The following is a 20,879-nucleotide window of genomic DNA, read 5'->3' on the forward strand; positions in this document are numbered from 1 at the left end:
GGGATGATGAATGCGAGACCTGCCGACGCCCACCCAGCCGTTGATCGACGCACTGCCGAGCCTGAGCCTGGCGAATATCGGGCAAGCCAACGCACGGAGGGGTCTTCCTCGCACACCGGACGCTGTTCCGACGCGTGACAAGCCTGTTCTGGCCGTTTCGTGGGCGCGCCACCAGGATGAAGTGACCGAGGCGCAGCGCCTGCGCTACAAGGTCTTTGCCGAAGAGATGGGCGCCCGCCTGGCCTCGGCCCACGCCGAGCTTGACGTCGACATGTTCGACGCCGTGTGCGACCACCTGATCGTGCGTGACCAGAAGACGCTGCGCGTGGTCGGCACCTACCGCGTGCTGCGCCCGGACGCCGCAAAGCAGATCGGCTGCCTGTACTCGGAGTCCGAGTTCGACCTCGTGCGCCTGGCTCACCTGCGCCCGAAGATGGTCGAGCTGGGTCGCTCGTGCGTGCACCGCGACTACCGCTCGGGCAGCGTCATCATGGCGCTGTGGGCGGGACTTGGCGAATACATGCAGCGCTACGGCTTTGAATCGATGCTGGGCTGCGCGAGCGTGTCGATGGGCGATGGCGGGCACTTTGCAGCAAGCCTGTACCGCAGCTTCGTGGAAGACGGCTCGCTCGCGCCCATCGAATACCACGCGTTTCCGCGTGTGGCGCTGCCGGTTGAGGAGCTGAACCAGACGCTTGAAGTAGAGCCGCCCGCGCTGGTGAAGGGGTACCTGCGCCTGGGTGCACGCATCTGCGGCGCACCGGCTTGGGATCCGGACTTCAACGTCGCCGATTTCCTCACCCTGCTGCGCCTGTCCGACATCAACCCGCGCTACGCACGGCATTTCCTGCGCGCCTGAGGCGCGTTCGCCATACAAGCAAAACGGCCCGGAGTCTTCCGGGCCGTTTGCATTGGGCCGCTGCCACCGCGCGGCGCTACACGTACACCACCTTGTATCGGCGGCCGATGCGCTGCCATTCGTCGGCCTCTTTCGCCAGGCTGTATTCGACCAGTGGATTCTGCTCGATCCAGCTCTTGGGCAGTTCCACCTCGAAGCCGCCTTCGTTGAGCTCGCCTTCGCTGTGGCGCACACGCAGGTCCGGCAACTGAATCGCCCCGCGGCGGCGGCACAGCACGAACGCCAGGCGCAGGCTGAACAGCATCCGCCAATCCAGGAACTTGCCGCCGCCCGACAGCTTGCCCAGCTTGCCCGCATGCCCGAGCAGCAGCGTCGCCAGGCGTGCCTGGTCGGTCTTGGAAAAGCCCGGCATATCCGCATGACTGGCGATGTATGCCGAGTGCTTGTGGTAGCCGCTGTGCGAGATGCTCATGCCGATCTCGTGCAGGCTCGCGGCCCAGCCCAGCAGGGCGAGGTTGTCTTCGCGGCGCTCGTCGGGCGGATCCGGGAACTGCGAGAGCAGCGCCGTCGCCGCATCCCGCACGCGTTGCGCCTGCGCGCGATCGACGTTGTAGCGGCGCATGAACTGCTCGATCGTCACCGTGCGCATGTCTTCATGGTGCGTGCGACCGAGCAGGTCGTACAGCACGCCCAGGCGCAGCGCGCCATCCGTCACGTCCATGCGATCGATGTCGAGCTCGGCAAACACGCCCAGCATGATCGACAGGCCGCCCGGCAACACCGGAATGCGGTCGGGCTTGAGGCCATTGAGCTTCAGGCGATTGGTGTTCTCGGCTTTCACGAGCGCGCGCTTGAGCCGCTCCAGCCCCTCGCGCGTGATGCCGTGCTCGGTGCTTTTCTCGTTGAAGCCGTTCAGCTCGATCAGCTCGGCCAGTGCGCGGGCGGTGCCCGACGAGCCCACCGCCTGGTTCCAGCCCGCGGTACGGTACTGCTGCACGAGCACCTGGATCTCGCGGCGCGCGGCCAGCTCGGCCTGCTTCATCGCGTACTCGTCGACATTGCCATTCGGAAAGAAATGGCGGCTGTGCGACACGCAGCCGATATACAGCGACTCCATCAGCCTGGGCTTGTATCCGTTGCCGATGATGAATTCGGTCGAGCCGCCGCCGATGTCGACGACAAGACGGTTGCCCTGGCACGCCGGCGCATCGTGCGACGCCCCGAGATAGATCAGGCGAGCCTCTTCGCGGCCTGCAATCACTTCAATGGGGAAGCCGAGCGCCGCCTCCGCTTCGATCAGGAATTCCTGCGCGTTCTTGGCCACGCGCAGTGTGTTGGTGGCCACAGCACGCACGTGGTCGGGCGCGAAATCGCGCAGGCGGTCGCCAAAGCGGCGCAGGGCGTCCACACCGCGCCGGCGCGCCGGCTGGTCGAGGTACTTGTCCTGCGTCAGGCCGGCAGCCAGACGCACCGGCTCGCGCAGCGCGTCAACCTGAAAGATCTGGGTGCTGCTGGCACCGTTGGGACCGATCGTTTCGTCGACGCGGCCGATCATCAGCCGAAAGCTGTTGGAGCCCATGTCGACAGCGGCCAGCAGACGGGGGGTGGGACTCATGAATGGGAACGGGTGAGGCGCGCCTTCGAAACGCGGAGTATTGTGGTTCGCAACGTCGGCCAACAAAATATGTCTTTATTGTGTCCCGAACGTGACAATTCCAATGTGTCACAAATTTGACACTTAACTATGAAAAAGTGGCTGGATCGTCATCCGTCTGAACGCAACATGTCGACTCTGCCCGCGGGCGACCTGCTCAATCGCGAACTGGGCATCCTGGAATTCAACGCCCGTGTGCTGGCCCAGGCGGCAGACCCCGGTGTGCCGCTGATGGAGCGGCTGAAGTTCATCTGCATCGTATCGAGCAATCTCGATGAGTTCTTTGAAATCCGCATTGCCGGGTTGAAGGAGCAGATGCGCGACAACCCGTCGTCGGTGACGCCCGATGGGCTGTCGGTGCAGCAGGCGTTTGGCGTGGTCACGGAGCGCGTGCGACAACTGGTCGCGCAACAGTATGCCATGTTGCAGGACGAGATCCTGCCACTGCTGGAGAAGGAAGGCGTCTTCTTCCACATGACCACCAACTGGAACGAGGCGCAGCGCGCGTGGTGCCGCAGCTTCTTCCAGCGCGAGCTGGTGCCGATCCTCACGCCGATGGCGCTGGACCCGGCGCACCCGTTCCCGCGGGTACTCAACAAGAGCCTGAACTTCATCATCGAGCTGTCCGGCAAGGACGCCTTTGGCCGCGAGGCCGAACTCGCCATCGTGCAGGCGCCGCGTGCCCTGCCCCGCCTCGTGCAGATGCCGCCCGAGCTGTCGGGTTACCCGTATGGGTTCGTGCTGCTGTCGTCGTTCATGCAGGGTTTCGTGCACGAGCTGTTCCCGCAGATCGATGTGCACGGCTGCTACCAGTTCCGCGTGACGCGCAATTCCGACCTGTTCGTGTCCGAAGACGAAATCACCGACTTGCGCGAAGCGCTGCAGGGTGAATTATCGACACGGCACTTTGGCGACGCGGTGCGCCTCGAACTTGCCCACGACACCTCGCCGGCACTCGTACGCCGGCTGCTGCAGGAATTTGGGCTGACCGAGGCCGACTGCTACCGCGTCAAGGGTCCCGTGAACCTGGTGCGCCTGCTGCAGGTGCCCGACATGGTCGACAAGCCGATCCTGAAATATCCCCCGCACGTGCCGGCCACCGTCAAGCAGGTGGCCAACAGCTCGAGCGTGTTCGACGCCATCCGCCAGGGCGACATCCTGCTGCACCACCCGTACGAGAGCTTCACGCCCGTGCTCGAGCTGCTGCAGCAGGCCGCGCGCGATCCGGATGTGGTGGCCATCAAGCAGACGGTGTACCGCACCGGCAATGAATCGCCGGTCATGGAAGCGCTCATCAAGGCGGCGCGCAACGGCAAGGAAGTCACCGTGGTCGTCGAGTTGCTGGCGCGCTTTGATGAAGAGACCAACATCAATTGGGCTGACCAGCTCGAATCGGCGGGGGCGCATGTCGTCTACGGGGTGGTCGGCCACAAGTGCCACGCAAAGATGCTGCTCGTGGTGCGCCGCGAGGCCGCCGGCAAGGGCAAGGCCGTCAAGCTGCGCCGCTATGCGCACCTGGGCACCGGCAACTATCACCCCAAGACCGCCCGCCTCTACACCGACTTTGGCCTCATGACGGCCAATGAGCAGATCTGCGAAGACGTGCATCACGTATTCCAGCTGCTGACCGGCACGGGCGCGCAGGTCAAGCTGCATCATCTGTGGCACTCGCCGTTCACGATGCACGACAACCTGATCGAGCATATCCGCGCCGAGGCGCGCGCCGCGCGCTCAGGCAAACGTGCGCGCATCATCGGCAAGATGAATGCGCTGCTGGAGCCCACCATCATCGACGAGCTGTACAAGGCCTCGCGTGCCGGCGTGAAGATCGACCTGATCGTGCGCGGCGTGTGTGCGCTCAAGCCCGGTGTGCCGGGGCTGTCGGAGAACATCAGCGTGCGCTCGATCGTGGGGCGCTTCCTGGAACACCATCGCGTGTACTACTTCCACGCCAGCGGCGAGGAAGTCGTCTACCTCTCGAGCGCCGACTGGATGGACCGCAACCTGTTCCGCCGCGTGGAGGTGGCCTTCCCCGTTCTCGATCGCAAGCTCAAGGCGCGCGTCATCAAGGAAAGCCTGCAGGTGCATCTGCGCGACAACGCATCGGCATGGGTGATGCAGCCCGATGGGGTCTACGTGCAGCGCCGCACGCGCGGCAAGCACGTGCGTGTTAGTCAGCTCGAGCTGCTGAACCACTTCTCGCCCCAGGCCGCTGCAGCTGCCGAAACCGCAGCGGCGGTTGCGGCGGCAACAGCGGCTGAGCCGACCGTGCGTGCTCCGGTGGAGATTTCCGCTGGCTGAGAGCCGGTCCACCTCAACGAAAACGCACGCTCAATGGCGTGCGTTTTTCATGGGGCGCTCCGGAAGCTCGCAGGCGTTGGATCAGGCCGCGCGTTCATCGCCGATGGCCGCGGTGCGCACCACCGTCCGCTCAGGCGGGAACACCGCGCTGAACGTGCTGCCCTTGCCGTGTTCGCTCGTCACCTGCAGCTCGCCGCCATGGCGCGAGAGCACGTGCTTGACGATGGCCAGGCCGAGCCCGGTGCCACCGGTGTCACGCGAGCGGCTGCGGTCGACGCGGTAGAAGCGCTCTGTCAGGCGCGGGATGTGTTCCGGTGCGATACCGATGCCGGTGTCCGTCACGGAGTACACCGCGTGTCCGTCCTTCACACTCCAGTCGAGGCGGATCGCACCGCCGTCCGGCGTGTAGCGCACGGCATTGGACGCCAGATTGCTGAAGGCCGACAGCAGCTCGAGCTCCGCCCCGCACACGCTCACGCCTGGGTCGCATGTCATGCTGATGGTGTGACGGCCGGCGGATAGCGCTTCAACGTCGTGCTGGAGCTGCAGCATCATCCGCTGCATCGGCACCGGCGTGACGGCCGGCGGCTCGGAGTTGCCTTCCAGCGTGGCCAGAGCCAGCAGGTCTTCCACCAGATGCTGCATGCGCATGGCCTGCACGTGCATCATGTCCAGGTAGCGCTTCTTGTCTTCTTCGGGCAGCGGAATGTCGCGCACGGTTTCGAGAAAACCCGAGAGCACCGTCAGCGGCGTCTTGAGCTCATGCGAGACGTTGGCGACGAAGTCGCGGCGCATGGCCTCGGTGTTCTCGAGCTTGGTGATGTCCTGCGACACCAGCAGCTTGCGGTCTTCGCCATACGGCAGGACCTGGACAGAGACGATGCTTTGCTTGTGCGGGCCCACGTCATGCATGGTGAGCGGCTCCTCGAACTCGCCGCGCGCCAGGTAGCGCACGAACTCCGGTCGGCGGATCAGGTGGGTAATGCGTTGGCGCAGGTCACGCCGGGCAGACAGGCCGAAGTGCTCCTCGGCCACGGCGTTGCACCATTCGATCTGGTCTTCACCATCGAGCATCAGCACGCCGTTGGGCGACGCCTGGATGGCCTGGATGAAGCGGCTGTGCTGCTGCTCGACCTGCAGCACCTGCGTGCGCCAGCCTTTCATCAGCCGGTGCAGGCGATAGTAGACCTCGCCCCACAGGCCCAGCGCGCTGGGGATCTCGCCATAGGCCGGCGAGTCCAGCACACGCCACAGCCGCTGGATCTGGTAGACGTAATACAGCAGCGTCGCCAGCAGCATCGCACTGAGCGCAGCCAGTGCAACCGCATGGCCGACGAAGACATAGAGACATGCCGTGGCGATGCCCAGCAACGCGGCAAAGACGGCAAAGCGGGTCCAGAAGACGTTCATGAAGGCATTCTAAGCGCTGGACCGCGAAGATCGTGTGAATACGCGACCAGGCAACCTGCTCGCGTATCCGGTCGGGTGACGGTGTTACTGCCCCGGATTGCGGGCCAGGCGATATCCGCTGCCGCGCACGGTTTCGATCATGTTGCTGTAACCGCCGGGCGCGAGTGCCGCGCGCAGGCGCTTGATGTGCACGTCGACCGTGCGTTCTTCCACGAACACGTGGTCGCCCCACACCTGGTCGAGCAACTGCGAGCGGCTGTGCACGCGCTCGGGGTGCGTCATCAGGAAATGCAGCAGGCGGAATTCCGTCGGCCCCAGGTCGAGCTTGATCGGATTCTCCGATTCCGGCTGCGTGGCCGTGACACGGTGCGTGGCCGGATCCAGCTTCAGGCCGTTGATGGCGACCACGTCGTCGGTCAGCTGCGGCGCGCGGCGGCGCAGCACGGCCTTGATGCGGGCCAGCAGTTCCTTGGGAGAGAACGGCTTGGTCACGTAATCGTCCGCGCCGCTGTCCAGCCCCATGATCTTGTCCTGCTCTTCGCTGCGCGCGGTCAGCATGATGATCGGGATCTGCCGCGTGCGTTCGTTGGCGCGCAGCTCCTTGGCGAACATCACGCCCGACTTGCCCGGCAGCATCCAGTCGAGCAGGACGAGGTCGGGCAGCACGTCGCTCATCAGCGACAGTGCCTGTTCAGCGTTATACGCGCGGATCGGGTAATGCCCTGCGTGCTGCAGGTTCACGGCAATCAGCTCAGCGATTGCCGGCTCATCTTCCACGACCAGAATACTGCTCGGCATACTCACGTCTCCAATCCTGCCTTTTATTCGCCCTCGCCCAGGATCTCGCGCTGCAGCGCCTCGCGCGAGGCGTGACGGACGTCGGTTCCCTTGACGATGTAAATAATAAACTCGGCGATGTTCTTGGCATGATCGCCGATGCGCTCGATGGCCTTGGCAATGAACAGCAGATCCAGCGCCACCGAGATGGTGCGCGGGTTCTCCATCATGTACGTGATGAGTTCGCGCATGAAGCCCCGGAATTCCTCGTCGATCGCCTTGTCTTCCTGCAGGATCGACACCGCAGCCGCCGTATCCAGCCGCGCGAACGCATCCAGCGCGTGACGCAGGATCGTCGCCGCCATTTCGCCCGAGCGCTCCACGCCGGCGTAGTTCAGCGCGTGTGCCGACGGGTCCTGCATGATGCGCTTGGTGCGCTTGGCGATCTTCTCGGCTTCGTCGCCGGCGCGCTCGAGGTTGGTGATGGTCTTGGAGATGGCCATCACCAGGCGCAGGTCGCGCGCGGTCGGCTGACGGCGGGCGATGATGTTGTTGCAGTCGCCGTCGATCTCGATCTCGAGCGCGTTGATCTCCAGCTCCACGGCCAGCACCTGGTCGCACATGGCCGTGTCGAAATTCGCGAGCGCACGCATGGCACGCGCGATCTGCGCTTCGACCAGGCCGCCCATCTGCAGCACCTTCGTGCTGATGGAGGTCAGGTCGGTATCGAATTGCGTCGACAGATGTTTGTCGGACATCGTGTTCTCCGGATCAGCCAAAACGGCCGGTGATGTAGTCTTCCGTTTCCTTGCGCTGGGGCTTGATGAAGATCTTCTCGGTCTCGCCGAATTCGATCAGCTCGCCCAGGTACATGTACGCCGTGTAGTCGGAGCAACGGGCAGCCTGTTGCATGTTATGCGTGACGATGACGACCGTGTAGTCATCCTTCAGCTCGGCGATCAGCTCTTCGATCTTGCCCGTGGAGATCGGGTCCAGCGCCGAGCATGGCTCATCCAGCAGCAGCACTTCGGGGCGGATGGCAATGCCGCGCGCGATGCACAGCCGCTGCTGCTGGCCGCCCGACAGGCCATAACCGGACTGGTTGAGCTTGTCCTTCACTTCGTTCCACAGCGCGGCCTTGGTCAGCGCCCATTCCACGCGGTCGTCCATCTCGGAGCGAGACAGGCGCTCGAACAGCTTCACGCCGAAGGCGATGTTGTCGTAGATCGACATCGGGAACGGCGTCGGTTTCTGGAACACCATGCCGACCTTGGCACGCAGCAGGGCGATGTCCATGCGCGAGGTCAGCAGGTTCTCGCCGTCCATGTTGATCTCGCCTTCGGCACGCTGCTCCGGATAAAGCGCATACATCTTGTTGAACGTGCGCAGCAGCGTGGACTTCCCGCAGCCCGACGGGCCGATGAAGGCCGTCACCTGCTTCTCTGGAATCTGCAGCGAGATGTTCTTCAGCGCGTGGAACTTGCCGTAGTAGAAGTTCAGGTCGCGCACATCGATCTTCGGGCTTTGCGCGCGCACTTCAAGGGACGTAGCAGTCATGGTCATTTCTTGGTGAACAAGGCACGCGCGAGGACGTTCAGCCCCAGCACACCCAGCGTAATCAGGAACACCCCGGCCCAGGCCAATTGCTGCCACTCGGGGAACGGGCTCATCGCAAAGCGGAAGATCACCACCGGCATCGTCGCCACGGGCTGGTTCAGATCCAGGCTCCAGAACTGGTTGTTCAGCGCGGTGAAGAGCAGCGGCGCGGTCTCGCCGGCAATACGGGCGATCGCGAGCAGCACGCCGGTAATCACGCCGGCATACGACGCCTTGAGCGTGATCGACAACACCATCTTCCACTTGGGCGTACCGAGCGCCATCGCGGCTTCACGCATGGCATTCGGCACCAGGTTGAGCATGTTTTCCGTGGTGCGCACCACGATCGGAATCTGCAGCAGCGCCAGAGCGATCACGCCGGCGATCCCCGAGAAGTGCTGCACACGCGCTACCACCAGTGCGTACACGAACAGGCCGATCACGATGGACGGCGCCGACAGCAGAATGTCGTTGATGAAGCGAGTGCAGCTGGCCAGCGGCGAACCCTTGCCATACTCGGCCAGATAGATGCCGGCCAGGATGCCCAGCGGCGTGCCGATCAGCGTTGCCAGCCCCACCAGCAGGAACGAACCGGCGATGGCGTTGGCGAGACCGCCTCCGGGCGTATTGGGCGGCGGCGTCATCTCGGTAAAGAGCGACAGCGACAGACCACCCACGCCCAGCGACAGCGTGGTCCACAGAATCCAGGCGAGCCACACCAGGCCGAAGGCCATGGCCGCAAGCGACAGCGTGAGCGCCACACGATTGACGTTGCGGCGGCGGGCCTGCAGGCGCGACTTGATCTTCTCGGAGTCGGCGCGGACGGCAGGGATGGAAGGGGTACGCATGGTATTCGGTCTCATGGCTGGAGTCGGCACCTGAGGCAGATCGCGTTGGTTCACTTGCGGCCCTCGCCCTTCTGCAGGCGCAGCAGCAAGACCTTGGACGCCGCCAGCACGAAGAACGTGATGACGAAGAGGATCAGGCCGAGCTCCATCAGCGCCGCCGTGTGCAGGCCCTGCCCCGCTTCCGCAAACTCGTTGGCCAGCGCCGACGTGATGCTGTTGCCCGGCGAAAACAGCGAGACGTTATCCAGCAGGTTGGTGTTGCCGATCACGAACGTCACGGCCATGGTTTCGCCCAGCGCACGCCCCAGACCCAGCATCACGCCGCCGATCACACCGGCCTTCGTGTACGGCAGCACCACGTTCCACATGACTTCCCAGGTCGTGCAGCCCACCCCGTAGGCCGATTCCTTGAGCAGCGTCGGCGTGATCTCGAACACGTCGCGCATGACGGCCGAGATGTACGGGATGATCATGATCGCCAGGATCACGCCGGCGCACAGCAGGCCGATACCGATCGGCGCACCGTGGAACAACGCACCGATGAATGGAACCTTGCCGACCGTCGCCGCCAGCGGCTTTTGAAAGTACTCGCCGAAGATCGGCGCAAATACGAGCAGGCCCCACATGCCGTAGACGATGGACGGCACGGCGGCCAGCAGTTCGATGGCAGTACCGAGCGGCCGGCGCAGCCACGCCGGAGACAGCTCGGTCAGGAACAGCGCGATACCGAAGCTCACGGGCACGGCGATGATCAGCGCAATCAGCGACGTGACCAGCGTGCCGTAGATCGGCACCAGCGCGCCGTAGATGTCGGCGGGCGGATCCCACTCCGAATTCCACAGGAACGACAGACCGAACTTCTGGATCGACGGCCAGGCGCTGACGATCAGCGAGACGATGATGCCGCCCAGCAACAGGAGCGTGACGATGGCGGCAAGGCGGGTCAGGCCGCCGAACAGCAGATCGCCGATGCGGCTCGGGGCGCGCATGCTGGAAGCGGTAGAAGAATCAGAGAGCGTGGCCATTGTGGGAACCGGTCAGCCGTGAGTGAAGCTGTTGAATTGGCGCGGGCGGCCGTCTTTGCACCGCCGCCCGCACCTTGCACGCATCGCGTGCGATGCCGGGGCAACGTTCAGTAGACCGCCTTGCCCGACGCGTCCTTCACGTTCGACTTCCAGGTCGTGCGGATCTGGTTCTTGACCGAATCCGGCAGCGGCACGTAGTCCAGCGCCTTGGCAGCGTCGTCGCCACCCTTGTAGGCCCAGTCGAAGAACTTCATCACTTCCGCGCCTTGCGCCGGCTTGTCCTGCGTCTTGTGCAGCAGGATGAAGGTTGCGCCGGCGATCGGCCATGCGTCCTTGCCGGGCTGGTTCGTCAGGATCTGGTAGAACGACTTGTTCCACTCGGCGCCTGCTGCTGCAGCCTTGAAGGCTTCGGCGGTCGGTTGCACCACGGCGCCCGAGGCGTTCTGCAGGTTCACGTGGGTCATGTGGTTCTGCTTGGCGTAGGCGTATTCGACGTAGCCGATCGCGCCACCCAGGCGCTGCACGAACGCCGCCACGCCTTCGTTACCCTTGCCGCCCGTGCCGGTCGGCCAGTTCACGGTCGTGCCTTCGCCCACCTTGCTCTTCCACTCGGCGTTCACCTTCGAGAGGTAGTTCGTGAAGATGAACGACGTGCCCGAAGCATCTGCACGGCGCACCACCAGGATGTCCTGATCCGGCAGCTTGGCCTTGGGGTTCAGCTTGGCGATGGCCGGATCATTCCACTTCTTGATCTCGCCCAGGTAAATCTTGCCCAGCACTTCACCGGTCAGCATCAGCTCGCCAGCCTTCACGCCAGGCAGGTTGATCACCGGCACCACGCCGCCGATCACGGTCGGGAACTGCAGCAGGCCATCCTTGTTCAGGTCAGCGTCCTTGAGCGGCATGTCCGACGCACCGAAATCCACGGTCTTGGCGGTGATTTGCTTGATGCCGCCGCCCGAGCCGATGGCTTGATAGTTCACCTTCGTGCCCGTCGCCTTCTGATAGGCATCGGCCCACTTGCTGTAGACGGGAGCAGGGAACGTCGCGCCAGCGCCGGTGATGTCGGCAGCGAACGCAACACCAACGAAAGCCAGCGAAGCCACGCCCGCGATCGCGGTTTTGACCAGTTTCATGTGTCCTCCAGAGGAGCGGTTGAGCGATGACAAATTTTTGACATCCGAACTTTAGGCCGCCCAAATGACAGTTCTGTGACAACACGAAAACTTCTCACAGCCCACGGTGCGTACGTGAAAGTGGACGCGCGCGCACGAAAAAAGCGACCCGCAGGTCGCTTTTGTGGTGAGGCAGGAAAGTGCGTCAGCGGAACGTGGCAGCCAGCCGTTCGGCGTGCTGGCTGGCCATATCGGCATCTTGCGCCTCCACCATCACACGCACTACGGGTTCGGTACCGGAGGGACGGATCAACACGCGGCCCTTGCCGTTGAGCTCGGCCTCGCTCGCCTTCAGCGCGGCCTGCAGGCCGGCGTGGGCCCGCCAGTCGAAGCCCTTCTCCACCCGGACATTGATCAGCTTTTGCGGGAAGAGACGAACGCCGTCGAGCATCTCGTCCAGCGATTGGCCGCTGCGGCGCAATGCCGCAAGCACCTGCAGCGCCGAAATGATGCCGTCGCCGGTGCTGTGCTTGTCCAGGCACAGCAGGTGGCCGGAGCCTTCGCCGCCGAGCAGCCAGCCGTTCTTCTTCAGTTCTTCAAGCACGTAGCGGTCGCCCACCTTGGCGCGGACGAACTCCACGCCTTGCGCCTTCAGGGCCAGTTCCACCGCGAGGTTGGTCATCAGCGTGCCGACGGCGCCCGGCACCGGCAGCCCCGCAGCCCGGCGCGCCTGCACCATGACGTACAGCAACTCGTCGCCGTTATAGAGACGACCGTTGCGATCGACGACTTGCAGGCGGTCGGCGTCACCGTCAAACGCCAGGCCGATGTCGGCGCCATGCTCGCGCGTGGCTTCGACGAGCTTGCCTGGCGCCGTCGCGCCATAGCCGTCGTTGATATTGCGGCCGTTCGGCTGGTTGCCGATGGAAATGACGTCCGCGCCCAGCTCGTGGAAGACGTGCGGCGCAATGTGGTAGGCCGCGCCGTGCGCGCTGTCGAGCACGATCTTCATGCCGAACAGGTTCAGATCGCTCGGGAACGTGCTCTTGCAGAACTCGATGTAGCGGCCTGCGGCATCGTCGATGCGGCGCGCACGCCCTAGGGCGTCCGACGCCGCATACTCCATCGGCTTTTCCAGCTCGGCCTCGATCTCCGCCTCGGTTTCGTCGGGCAGCTTGTCGCCCGTGGCGGAAAAGAACTTGATGCCGTTGTCGTGATACGGGTTGTGAGAGGCTGAAATCACCACGCCCGCAGACAGCCGGAGTGCGCGTGTCAGATACGCCACGCCGGGCGTCGGCAGCGGGCCGCTCATCAGCACGTCCACACCCGCGGCCGTGAAACCGGCTTCCAGGGCGGCTTCAAGCATGTAGCCCGACAAGCGCGTGTCCTTGCCGATCAGCACGGTGGGCCGGCCGTGGCCATGGGCTTCGCCTCCATGCGCCAGCACCCGGCCGGCGGCATAACCGAGACGCAGCACGAAGTCCGGCGTGATTGGGCTCTCGCCGACACGCCCGCGAATGCCGTCGGTGCCGAAATACTTCCTGGACATGGGGAATCTCTCCTAAAGTGTTTGTTTTGTTTGTAAGGCGACGGCCCTGCTCCGACAATCGTCTGTTCGCCCGACCCCGACCGCGCGAGGTGCGGTCGCTGTCATTCCAGCGGCGGATCGACGCGTTCGTGACGCATCGCCCACCATGTCTGGAGCGCCTCCACGGTGGGTCGCACGTCGTGCACGCGGACGATGAAGGCGCCCCGCTCCGCGGCCAGCAGCGCGGCCGCTACACTGGCCGCGATGCGTTGGGCGGGCGGCTTGCCACCCAACACCGCCCCCAAGGTCGACTTACGCGACAGCCCGACCAGCAGCGGCAAGCCGATCTGCTGGAACTCCGCCAGTCGGTTGAGCATCGTCAGATTGTGGGCCGGCGTCTTGCCGAAGCCAAATCCAGGGTCCAGCGAGATGCGCTCCATCGCCACGCCGGCGGCAGCCAGCGCCTCGGTCTGCACGCGCAGGAACGCGGCGACCTCGCTCATCAGGTCCGTGTAACGGGGCGCCTCCTGCATCGTCTCCGGATCGCGCTGCATGTGCATGACGCATAGGCCCGCGTTGGTGCCTGCCACGGCCTCGATCGCGCCCGGCCGCCGGAATCCCCAGATGTCGTTGATCAAGTCCGCGCCGGCATCCAGCGTGGCACGCATCACCTCCGGCTTGTACGTATCGATCGACAGCGGCTTGCCGCACGCGTGCAGCGCCTCGACGATCGGCATCACCCGGTCCAGCTCTTCCTGGAGGGCCAGCGGCGCCGCACCTGGGCGGCTCGATTCACCGCCAATGTCGATCATGTCGACACCTTCGGCGATCAGCTGCTCGGCATGGCGCAGCGCTGCATCGCGCGTGGCATGCTGCCCGCCGTCGGAAAACGAGTCAGGTGTGACATTGAGAATACCCATGACCAGCGGGCGCCGGTCACGCGGATAACGGAAACGTCCGCACTGGAAGTGCGTGATCGGGGGAACGGAGGCAGGCACGGTAGACTGGTCAGGAAGCAGCGGCGGAAGCATGCCAAAAAAGGCGCCAACAAAAAAGCCGGTGCACGTGCACCGGCTCCTTTGCGTCGCCGCCGGGGCGGCAATTATGCCGTCGCCGGCACGTTGCCCGGATTCACACCGGCCGGCGTACCACCACCCGGCGGCGTGCTGCCGCCACCCGTGGAGCCGTAGCGCGGCGGACGCGGCGGCTTGCCGGCCATGATGTCGTTGACCTGATCGGCGTCGATGGTTTCCCACTCAAGCAGCGCGGCGGTCATCGCCTCGACCTTGTCGCGGTTGGCTTCGAGCAGGCCCTTGGCCAGGGCGTACTGCTCGTCGACGATCCGGCGGATTTCCGCGTCGACCTTCTGCTGCGTTGCCTCCGACACCGTCTTCGAAGCCATCCGGCCAAAGAAGCCGTCCTGCTCGGTATCGACATAGACCATCGTGCCGAGCGTATCGCTCATGCCGTAGCGCGTCACCATGTCGCGGGCCATCTTCGTCGCACGCTCGAAGTCGTTCGAAGCACCGGTGCTCATCGCGCCCAGGAAAACCTCTTCCGCTGCACGGCCGCCGAACAGGATGGCGATCTCTTCGAGCATCGTGTCCTTGTACGCGTAGTGCTTGTCGTGCTCAGGCAGCTGCCAGGTCAGGCCGCCAGCCCAGCCGCGCGGCATGATGGTCACCTTGTGCACCGGGTCGGCCTTGGGTAGCAGCTTGGCCACCACAGCGTGACCGGATTCATGGTACGCGGTGGCGCGGCGCTCTTCTTCTCGGATGACAGCCGACTTGCGCTCCGGACCCATGTAGATCTTGTCCTTCGCGTCTTCAAAGTCCTGCATGTCGACCACGCGCTTGTTGCGGCGAGCGGCAAACAGCGCAGCCTCGTTGACGAGGTTGGCCAGGTCGGCCCCCGAGAAGCCCGGCGTACCGCGTGCCAGCACCGAGGCATCCACGTCGTTGCCGATCGGCACCTTGCGCATGTGGACCTTGAGGATTTGCTCGCGGCCGCGGATGTCGGGCAGGCCCACATAGACCTGGCGGTCGAAACGGCCCGGACGCAGCAGCGCCTTGTCCAGCACGTCAGCACGGTTGGTCGCCGCGATGACGATGACACCGGAGTTGGCCTCGAAACCGTCCATCTCGACCAGCATCTGGTTCAAGGTCTGCTCGCGCTCGTCGTTACCGCCGCCCATCCCCGCGCCACGATGACGGCCCACCGCATCGATTTCGTCGATGAAGACGATGCAGGGTGCCTGCTTCTTGGCGTTTTCGAACATGTCGCGCACGCGGGCCGCGCCCACGCCGACGAACATTTCAACGAAATCCGAGCCGGAGATGCTGAAGAACGGCACCTTGGCCTCGCCGGCAATGGCGCGCGCCAGCAGCGTCTTACCGGTACCCGGAGGGCCGACCAGCAGCACCCCGCGCGGGATGCGGCCGCCCAGCTTCTGGAATTTCTGAGGATCCTTCAGGAAATCGACCAGTTCGACGACTTCCTCCTTCGATTCGTCGCAACCTGCCACGTCAGCGAACGTGACACTGTTGTTGTTCTCATCGATGAGCCGCGCCCGGGATTTGCCGAACGAGAAGGCGCCGCCTTTCCCGCCCCCCTGCATCTGCCGCATCATGTAGAACCAGAACACGATGATCAGCAGCGTGGGGCCCAGGTAGTAGAGCGCGGTGAGAAGCACGCCCTGTTCTTCTTCGGCCTTGCCGGTCACCTGCACACCGTACTTCATCAGGTCGCCAACCATCCAGATGTCGCCCGGCGAGATGAGGGAATACTTGTTGCCTTCGTTGGGCGTGACCAACAGCGTGCGGCCCTGGACTTCGACGCGCTTGATCTTGCCGCCCTTCGCGTCGTCCATGAATTGCGAATACGTCACACCCTCTTGGGCGCGCGGCTTGTCGAACTGCTTGAAGACGGTGAACAGCACCAAGGCAATCACCAGCCAGATGGCCGCCTTCTGGAACCAGTTGTTATTCAAGGCGAGACTCCTTTAGAAATGCCTTGACGGGATGCTTGGCATTGTAATGCACGGACACCGCCGCGGGTTGATTGGCGGCAAACCGGAACTCCCGCCCTGTCGCCGGATGCTACCCCGTGTATCGTCCGTCAGCCCGCATGCTTGAGCTGCCGTCCCAGCAGGAACGTTTCGGAAGACTTGTCGCGGGAAGCCTTGGGCTTGCGCGGCGCCACGATCTTGAAATGGCGCTTGAACATCTCGACGATCTGACTGTAACCGCTGCCGTGAAAACATTTGATCAGCAAGGCGCCTTCGGGTTTCAGGTGCGCCATGGCAAATTCGACAGCCAGTTCGGCAATGTGCTCCATGCGCGCGGCGTCCGCCGACGCCACGCCTGAGAGATTGGGGGCCATATCCGACAAAACAAGGTCCACTTTGCCACCGCCTGTGGCATCCAGGACGATCTTTTCGAGCTGCTGGAAGACGTCCTCCTCGCGGAAATCCCCCTGGATGAACGTGACGTCGGCAATCGGCTCCATCGGCAGGATGTCGATGGCGACGATGGCACCGTCGATCCGGCCATCCTTGGCGCGCGGCGAGGCGGCCAACTTGTTGCGCACGTACTGGCTCCAGCTGCCCGGTGCGGCGCCGAGATCCACGATGACCTGGCCAGGCTTGATCAGCTTATCCTGCTCGTCGATCTCCTTGAGCTTGTAGGCCGCGCGCGCCCGGTAACCCTCGCGCTGCGCCAGCTTCACGTACGGATCGTTGATATGGTCGTGCAGCCACGACTGGTTGAACTTGTTCTTAGCCATCGAATTGGTTGCAATATCGCCCAAACGTCGCGCCAATCATGGCGGCTTGGACTGATTTTGGCGGATAATACGCGCCGTTTGTCCATTTGCGCGATCCCGCCCTCATTTATGCCCGCCCTTACCCTCACCCCTGCCCAGCGATCGGAACTGCGCTCGGAAGCACATGCGTTGAATCCAGTCGTCATCATCGGTGCGGAGGGCCTGACCAAGGCCGTTCTGGCCGAAATCGACCGCTCGCTGGCCGCACACACGCTGATCAAGGTGCGCGTGGCAGGCGATGACCGCGAAGCGCGTATCGAAATCTACGACACCATCTGCGCCCGCCTGCAGGCAGCGCCCGTGCAGCACATCGGCAAGCTGCTGGTGATCTGGCGAGAAGGTCCGGCCTATCTGAAGGAAAACCAGCCGAAGGACCTGAAGCCGCCCCGCAAGACTTCCGTCGGCGCCGGCCCGCGTTCCGTGGTGGTGCGCAAGCCCAACCCGAACAGCACGCGCCGCCCCAAGCCGATTCGCCTGAGCGTGCTCGGCAACGAGCGCGTCACCGCCGGTGGCAATGTGAAGCGCGCCAAGCCGCGGCAGTCCAGCCAGAAGAAAAAGGCGCTTTCCTGATTCGTTTCTGGCCTGCACAAAGATCGACCGGCTTTACGCCGGTCTTTTTTTGTCAACCGCCTTGCCGGATACCTGCCGCTTTCCAGACGAGCACCAGGCCGAGCAGGCTTTCCACGAGATAGAAGATGCTCGACACACCGTGGAACATGCCAAAGCGGGCGCGGTAAGGCGAATCGCCGACGGCCACGCCCAGCGTATCGGCCTGTTCCCGCAGCGACGCCATGAACGGTTGCAGCCCGAAGTAGCCGATCAGCACGCAGAGCAGCATGGCCAGCACGAGCCAGCGCACCGCCCTGTAGCCGACCTGCCCCCGCCGCACCAACGCCGTGGCGGTCAGCAGCAACAGACAGCCCGTCGCCAGGCCGATCCACGCCTGCGCGTGAAAAAGGCGGCCCGCGATCGAGCCGGCAAGCTGGCGGTCCTCCAACATGGCAAACAGCGTCGGCGCGACGATGTAGCCGATCGTCCAGAGCGAACCGCACCACACCGTGACAAGCAACTGGAAAAAGCGCTGCGGCATGGTGTTCGACTCCGAGTGTGCGTTAGAGGTACGGATACGTTAGAGGTACTTGACCGCGACGACTTCGTACTCGCGCTCGCCACCCGGGGCGACGACGGTAGCGACGTCGCCTTCGTACTTGCCGATCAAGGCGCGCGCAATCGGCGAACTGATCGAGATCTTGCCGGTTTCGAGGTCCGCTTCGTCGTCCCCGACGATCTGGTAGGTCACGGCCTTGCCGGAATCGAGGTCTTCCAGATCGATCGTGGCGCCAAAAACGATGCGGCCGTCAGCATCCAGCGCGGCCGGATCGATGATCTGCGCTGCGGCCAGCTTCGATTCGATCTCCATGATGCGGCCTTCGATGAAGCCCTGGCGCTCCTTGGCGGCATCGTAGTCGGCGTTTTCAGACAGATCGCCCTGGGCGCGAGCCTCGGCGATGGCGTTGACGACGGCCGGACGCTCCTTGGTCTTCAGACGCTGCAGTTCGTCTTTCAGCATCTCGGCACCGCGTTTGGTAATCGGAATGGTGCTCATCGTAAGTAATTCGGAATCACAAAAAAATCAGCCGCTGCGAAGCGGGAGGGCGCGTAGCGCACACCCGCCTGACGGCGGCTGTCGTTGTTTTGACACGGACGCTGTAGTGTAGGCGAACCGTCCGGAGGCGGCAACTGCCCCCCCGTGGGCGGCCCGCCGCGACGCGATGCCGCGCCGCGGGTTCTGACGAACGCCTTACAGGGCGGCGTGCAGGCCCTGGAGGTCGTACACGTCTAGATTCTGCATGTGCTTCAGGCCCTCCACCGCAGCGCGGGCGCCGGCAATGGTCGTGTAGTACGTCACGCGCTGGGCCAGGGCGGCCTGGCGGATCGAACGCGAGTCGGCAATCGCCGTGCGCGTCTCATCGACGGTCGTGAACACGAGCGCGATCTCGCCGTTCTTGATCATGTCGACGATGTGCGGACGGCCGTCCTTGACCTTGTTCACCACGCGCACGGGAATGCCCGCGGCTTCGATGGCCGAGGCCGTACCGCGCGTCGCGACGATCGGGTAGCCCAGCGTATGCAGCGCGCGGGCCACTTCCACGGCCTGCGGCTTGTCGCTGTCCTTGACCGTCATCAGCACGGTGCCCTTCTCGGGCAGGCGCGAACCTGCGGCAAGCTGGCTCTTGAAGAGCGCCTCGCCAAAGGTCTTGCCCACGCCCATCACCTCACCGGTGGAGCGCATTTCCGGTCCGAGCACCGGGTCGACGCCCGGGAACTTGTTGAACGGGAACACCGCTTCCTTGACGCTGTAGTACGCCGGCACGACTTCCGTCTCGACGCCCTGCGAATCCAGCGACTGCCCCGCCATGCAGCGAGCTGCAACCTTGGCCAAAGGGACACCGGTCGCCTTCGAAACGTACGGCACCGTGCGCGAAGCACGCGGGTTCACTTCCAGCACGTAGACGATGTCTTCGCCGCCCTTCTGCTGGATGGCAAACTGGACGTTCATCAGGCCGACGACGTTCAGCGCCTTCGCCATCGCGGCGGTCTGGCGCTTCAGTTCGTCGACGGTCGCCTGCGACAGCGAGTACGGCGGCAGCGAGCAAGCCGAGTCGCCCGAGTGCACGCCGGCCTGCTCGATGTGCTCCATCACGCCGCCGATGAACACGCGCTTGCCATCGGAGAGGCAATCGACGTCGCATTCGATGGCGTCGTTCAGGAAGCGGTCGAGCAGCACGGGGCTGTCGTTCGACACCTTCACGGCTTCGCGCATGTAGCGCTCGAGGTCGCGCGGCTCGTGCACGATCTCCATCGCACGGCCGCCCAGCACGTACGACGGACGCACCACCAGCGGGTAGCCGATCTCCTCGGCCAGCTTGAGCGCTTCGTCTTCGGCACGCGCAGTGCGGTTGGGCGGCTGACGCAGGCCGAGTTCGTGCAGCAGCTTCTGGAAGCGCTCACGGTCTTCGGCGGCGTCGATCATGTCCGGCGACGTACCGATGATCGGCACGCCGTTGGCTTCCAGGTCCAGCGCAAGCTTCAGCGGCGTCTGGCCGCCGTATTGCACGATCACGCCGACCGGCTTTTCCTTGTCGACGATCTCGAGCACGTCTTCCAGCGTCACCGGCTCGAAGTACAGGCGGTCGGACGTATCGTAGTCGGTCGAGACGGTTTCCGGGTTGCAGTTGACCATGATGGTCTCGTACCCGTCTTCGCGCAGCGCCAGCGCGGCGTGCACGCAGCAATAGTCGAACTCGATGCCTTGGCCGATGCGGTTCGGGCCACCGCCCAGGACCATGATCTTCCTGTTGCCGGTTGGCTCGGCTTCGCACTCGCCATGCTCGGCTTCGTACGTCGAGTACAGGTAGGCCGTGTTGGTCGCGAATTCAGCGGCGCAGGTATCCACGCGCTTGTAGACCGGGCGCACCTTCTCGGCGATCCGCTTTTCGCGCACGGCCTTGGCCGTCGTCTTCATCAGCTTGGCCAGGCGACGGTCCGAGAAGCCCTTCTGCTTGAGCAGACGCAGTTCAGCAGCCGACAGGCTGTCGAGCGTGCGGGCCTTCACCAGCGCTTCGGTCTTGACGATGTCTTCGATCTGCGCGAGGAACCACGGGTCGATGGACGTCTCGGCGTAGACCTCGTCGATCGACAGGCCCAGGCGGAATGCGTCGCCCACATACCAGATGCGGTCCGGACCGGCTTCGCCGATCTCTTCGATGATCTCGTCGCGGTCGGTGGACTTTTCATCCAGACCGTCCACGCCGACTTCCAGGCCGCGCAGCGCCTTCTGGAACGACTCCTGGAACGTACGGCCCATGGCCATCACTTCACCGACCGACTTCATCTGCGTGGTCAGGTGGCTGTCGGCCTGCGGGAATTTCTCGAACGCGAAG

18 protein-coding genes are annotated in these 20,879 nt (G+C 64.2%); 3 read left to right on the forward strand and 15 right to left on the reverse strand.

The window, feature by feature from the left end; genetic code table 11:
* Positions 1 to 10 precede the first annotated feature (10 nt).
* Positions 11 to 859, forward strand: coding sequence for a GNAT family N-acetyltransferase (locus A6M56_RS12375; RefSeq protein ID WP_045787083.1), 849 nt, complete (start codon positions 11 to 13; stop codon positions 857 to 859).
* 76 nt (positions 860 to 935) lie between these two features.
* Here A6M56_RS12375 and ppx read toward each other — a convergent pair whose 3' ends face one another.
* Entirely contained in the window at positions 936 to 2,474 is a 1,539-nt protein-coding gene (gene ppx / locus A6M56_RS12380; protein ID WP_062738436.1) for an exopolyphosphatase, read from the reverse strand.
* Between the two features lie 168 nt (positions 2,475 to 2,642).
* Between ppx and ppk1 the strand changes: the two genes are divergently transcribed.
* Entirely contained in the window at positions 2,643 to 4,814 is a 2,172-nt protein-coding gene (gene ppk1 / locus A6M56_RS12385; protein ID WP_045787085.1) for a polyphosphate kinase 1, read from the forward strand.
* Between the two features lie 81 nt (positions 4,815 to 4,895).
* On the opposite strand, the gene phoR is transcribed toward ppk1, so the two are convergent.
* The 11 genes from phoR to A6M56_RS12440 all read right to left on the reverse strand — a co-directional run bounded on the left by phoR (position 4,896) and on the right by A6M56_RS12440 (position 16,896).
* On the reverse strand, positions 4,896 to 6,224 hold the full coding sequence (gene phoR, locus A6M56_RS12390) for a phosphate regulon sensor histidine kinase PhoR (protein ID WP_062738435.1): 1,329 nt from the start codon (positions 6,222 to 6,224) through the stop codon (positions 4,896 to 4,898).
* Positions 6,225 to 6,308: 84 nt separating this feature from the next.
* Positions 6,309 to 7,022: a phosphate regulon transcriptional regulator PhoB gene (gene phoB, locus A6M56_RS12395; protein ID WP_045787087.1), complete on the reverse strand. Its 714-nt coding sequence runs from the start codon at positions 7,020 to 7,022 to the stop codon at positions 6,309 to 6,311.
* A gap of 23 nt (positions 7,023 to 7,045) precedes the next feature.
* The gene (phoU, locus tag A6M56_RS12400; RefSeq protein WP_045787088.1) at positions 7,046 to 7,759 is read right to left on the reverse strand and encodes a phosphate signaling complex protein PhoU; all 714 of its coding nucleotides are present in this window, start codon (positions 7,757 to 7,759) and stop codon (positions 7,046 to 7,048) included.
* A gap of 13 nt (positions 7,760 to 7,772) precedes the next feature.
* Complete coding sequence (gene pstB, locus A6M56_RS12405) at positions 7,773 to 8,564, reverse strand: phosphate ABC transporter ATP-binding protein PstB (RefSeq protein ID WP_045787089.1); 792 nt, start codon at positions 8,562 to 8,564, stop codon at positions 7,773 to 7,775.
* Positions 8,561 to 9,445 (reverse strand): phosphate ABC transporter permease PstA, encoded by an 885-nt coding sequence (gene pstA, locus A6M56_RS12410; RefSeq protein ID WP_045787090.1) that lies wholly within the window; start codon positions 9,443 to 9,445, stop codon positions 8,561 to 8,563. Before pstA ends, pstB begins: the two co-directional genes overlap by 4 nt.
* A gap of 50 nt (positions 9,446 to 9,495) precedes the next feature.
* Positions 9,496 to 10,470: a phosphate ABC transporter permease PstC gene (pstC, locus tag A6M56_RS12415; protein WP_045787091.1), complete on the reverse strand. Its 975-nt coding sequence runs from the start codon at positions 10,468 to 10,470 to the stop codon at positions 9,496 to 9,498.
* Positions 10,471 to 10,577: 107 nt separating this feature from the next.
* Positions 10,578 to 11,606, reverse strand: a complete 1,029-nt coding sequence (gene pstS, locus A6M56_RS12420) for a phosphate ABC transporter substrate-binding protein PstS (protein ID WP_045787092.1) — start codon at positions 11,604 to 11,606, stop codon at positions 10,578 to 10,580.
* Between the two features lie 184 nt (positions 11,607 to 11,790).
* On the reverse strand, positions 11,791 to 13,134 hold the full coding sequence (gene glmM, locus A6M56_RS12425; RefSeq protein WP_062738434.1) for a phosphoglucosamine mutase: 1,344 nt from the start codon (positions 13,132 to 13,134) through the stop codon (positions 11,791 to 11,793).
* A 101-nt stretch (positions 13,135 to 13,235) separates the two neighbouring features.
* The gene (gene folP / locus A6M56_RS12430; RefSeq protein ID WP_145997191.1) at positions 13,236 to 14,144 is read right to left on the reverse strand and encodes a dihydropteroate synthase; all 909 of its coding nucleotides are present in this window, start codon (positions 14,142 to 14,144) and stop codon (positions 13,236 to 13,238) included.
* Between the two features lie 71 nt (positions 14,145 to 14,215).
* Entirely contained in the window at positions 14,216 to 16,102 is a 1,887-nt protein-coding gene (gene ftsH, locus A6M56_RS12435; protein WP_062738432.1) for an ATP-dependent zinc metalloprotease FtsH, read from the reverse strand.
* 128 nt (positions 16,103 to 16,230) lie between these two features.
* A complete protein-coding gene (locus A6M56_RS12440) occupies positions 16,231 to 16,896 on the reverse strand; it encodes an RlmE family RNA methyltransferase (protein ID WP_045787887.1) in 666 nt (221 codons plus the stop codon).
* Positions 16,897 to 17,004: 108 nt separating this feature from the next.
* Between A6M56_RS12440 and A6M56_RS12445 the strand changes: the two genes are divergently transcribed.
* A complete protein-coding gene (locus A6M56_RS12445; protein ID WP_045787096.1) occupies positions 17,005 to 17,505 on the forward strand; it encodes a YhbY family RNA-binding protein in 501 nt (166 codons plus the stop codon).
* 52 nt (positions 17,506 to 17,557) lie between these two features.
* Here A6M56_RS12445 and A6M56_RS12450 read toward each other — a convergent pair whose 3' ends face one another.
* From A6M56_RS12450 to carB, 3 genes are all read right to left on the reverse strand, one after another.
* Positions 17,558 to 18,025 carry a DUF4149 domain-containing protein gene (locus A6M56_RS12450; protein ID WP_102079891.1) on the reverse strand — a complete coding sequence of 156 codons (468 nt, stop codon included), beginning with the start codon at positions 18,023 to 18,025 and terminating at the stop codon, positions 17,558 to 17,560.
* 39 nt (positions 18,026 to 18,064) lie between these two features.
* Positions 18,065 to 18,541, reverse strand: a complete 477-nt coding sequence (gene greA / locus A6M56_RS12455; RefSeq protein ID WP_045787098.1) for a transcription elongation factor GreA — start codon at positions 18,539 to 18,541, stop codon at positions 18,065 to 18,067.
* A gap of 195 nt (positions 18,542 to 18,736) precedes the next feature.
* Positions 18,737 to 20,879 (reverse strand): carbamoyl-phosphate synthase large subunit (carB, locus tag A6M56_RS12460; RefSeq protein ID WP_286758147.1); only part of this gene is annotated, 2,143 nt, incomplete at its 5' end.

The organism is Ralstonia sp. RL, from assembly GCF_001683835.1.
GTDB classification, from domain to species: domain Bacteria; phylum Pseudomonadota; class Gammaproteobacteria; order Burkholderiales; family Burkholderiaceae; genus Ralstonia; species Ralstonia mannitolilytica.

Bases quoted from the DNA above. Each gene is read 5' to 3' on its own strand.
- phoU (WP_045787088.1), bottom strand. From the start codon at position 7,759: ATGTCCGACAAACATCTGTCGACGCAATTCGATACCGACCTGACCTCC.
- glmM (WP_062738434.1), bottom strand. From the start codon at position 13,134: ATGTCCAGGAAGTATTTCGGCACCGACGGCATTCGCGGGCGTGTCGGC.
- pstS (WP_045787092.1), bottom strand. From the start codon at position 11,606: ATGAAACTGGTCAAAACCGCGATCGCGGGCGTGGCTTCGCTGGCTTTC.
- pstC (WP_045787091.1), bottom strand. From the start codon at position 10,470: ATGGCCACGCTCTCTGATTCTTCTACCGCTTCCAGCATGCGCGCCCCG.
- A6M56_RS12450 (WP_102079891.1), bottom strand. From the start codon at position 18,025: ATGCCGCAGCGCTTTTTCCAGTTGCTTGTCACGGTGTGGTGCGGTTCG.
- A6M56_RS12440 (WP_045787887.1), bottom strand. From the start codon at position 16,896: ATGGCTAAGAACAAGTTCAACCAGTCGTGGCTGCACGACCATATCAAC.
- greA (WP_045787098.1), bottom strand. From the start codon at position 18,541: ATGAGCACCATTCCGATTACCAAACGCGGTGCCGAGATGCTGAAAGAC.
- phoB (WP_045787087.1), bottom strand. From the start codon at position 7,022: ATGCCGAGCAGTATTCTGGTCGTGGAAGATGAGCCGGCAATCGCTGAG.
- pstB (WP_045787089.1), bottom strand. From the start codon at position 8,564: ATGACCATGACTGCTACGTCCCTTGAAGTGCGCGCGCAAAGCCCGAAG.
- pstA (WP_045787090.1), bottom strand. From the start codon at position 9,445: ATGCGTACCCCTTCCATCCCTGCCGTCCGCGCCGACTCCGAGAAGATC.
- ppk1 (WP_045787085.1), top strand. From the start codon at position 2,643: ATGTCGACTCTGCCCGCGGGCGACCTGCTCAATCGCGAACTGGGCATC.
- A6M56_RS12445 (WP_045787096.1), top strand. From the start codon at position 17,005: ATGCCCGCCCTTACCCTCACCCCTGCCCAGCGATCGGAACTGCGCTCG.
- A6M56_RS12375 (WP_045787083.1), top strand. From the start codon at position 11: ATGCGAGACCTGCCGACGCCCACCCAGCCGTTGATCGACGCACTGCCG.
- folP (WP_145997191.1), bottom strand. From the start codon at position 14,144: ATGCTTCCGCCGCTGCTTCCTGACCAGTCTACCGTGCCTGCCTCCGTT.
- phoR (WP_062738435.1), bottom strand. From the start codon at position 6,224: ATGAACGTCTTCTGGACCCGCTTTGCCGTCTTTGCCGCGTTGCTGGGC.
- ppx (WP_062738436.1), bottom strand. From the start codon at position 2,474: ATGAGTCCCACCCCCCGTCTGCTGGCCGCTGTCGACATGGGCTCCAAC.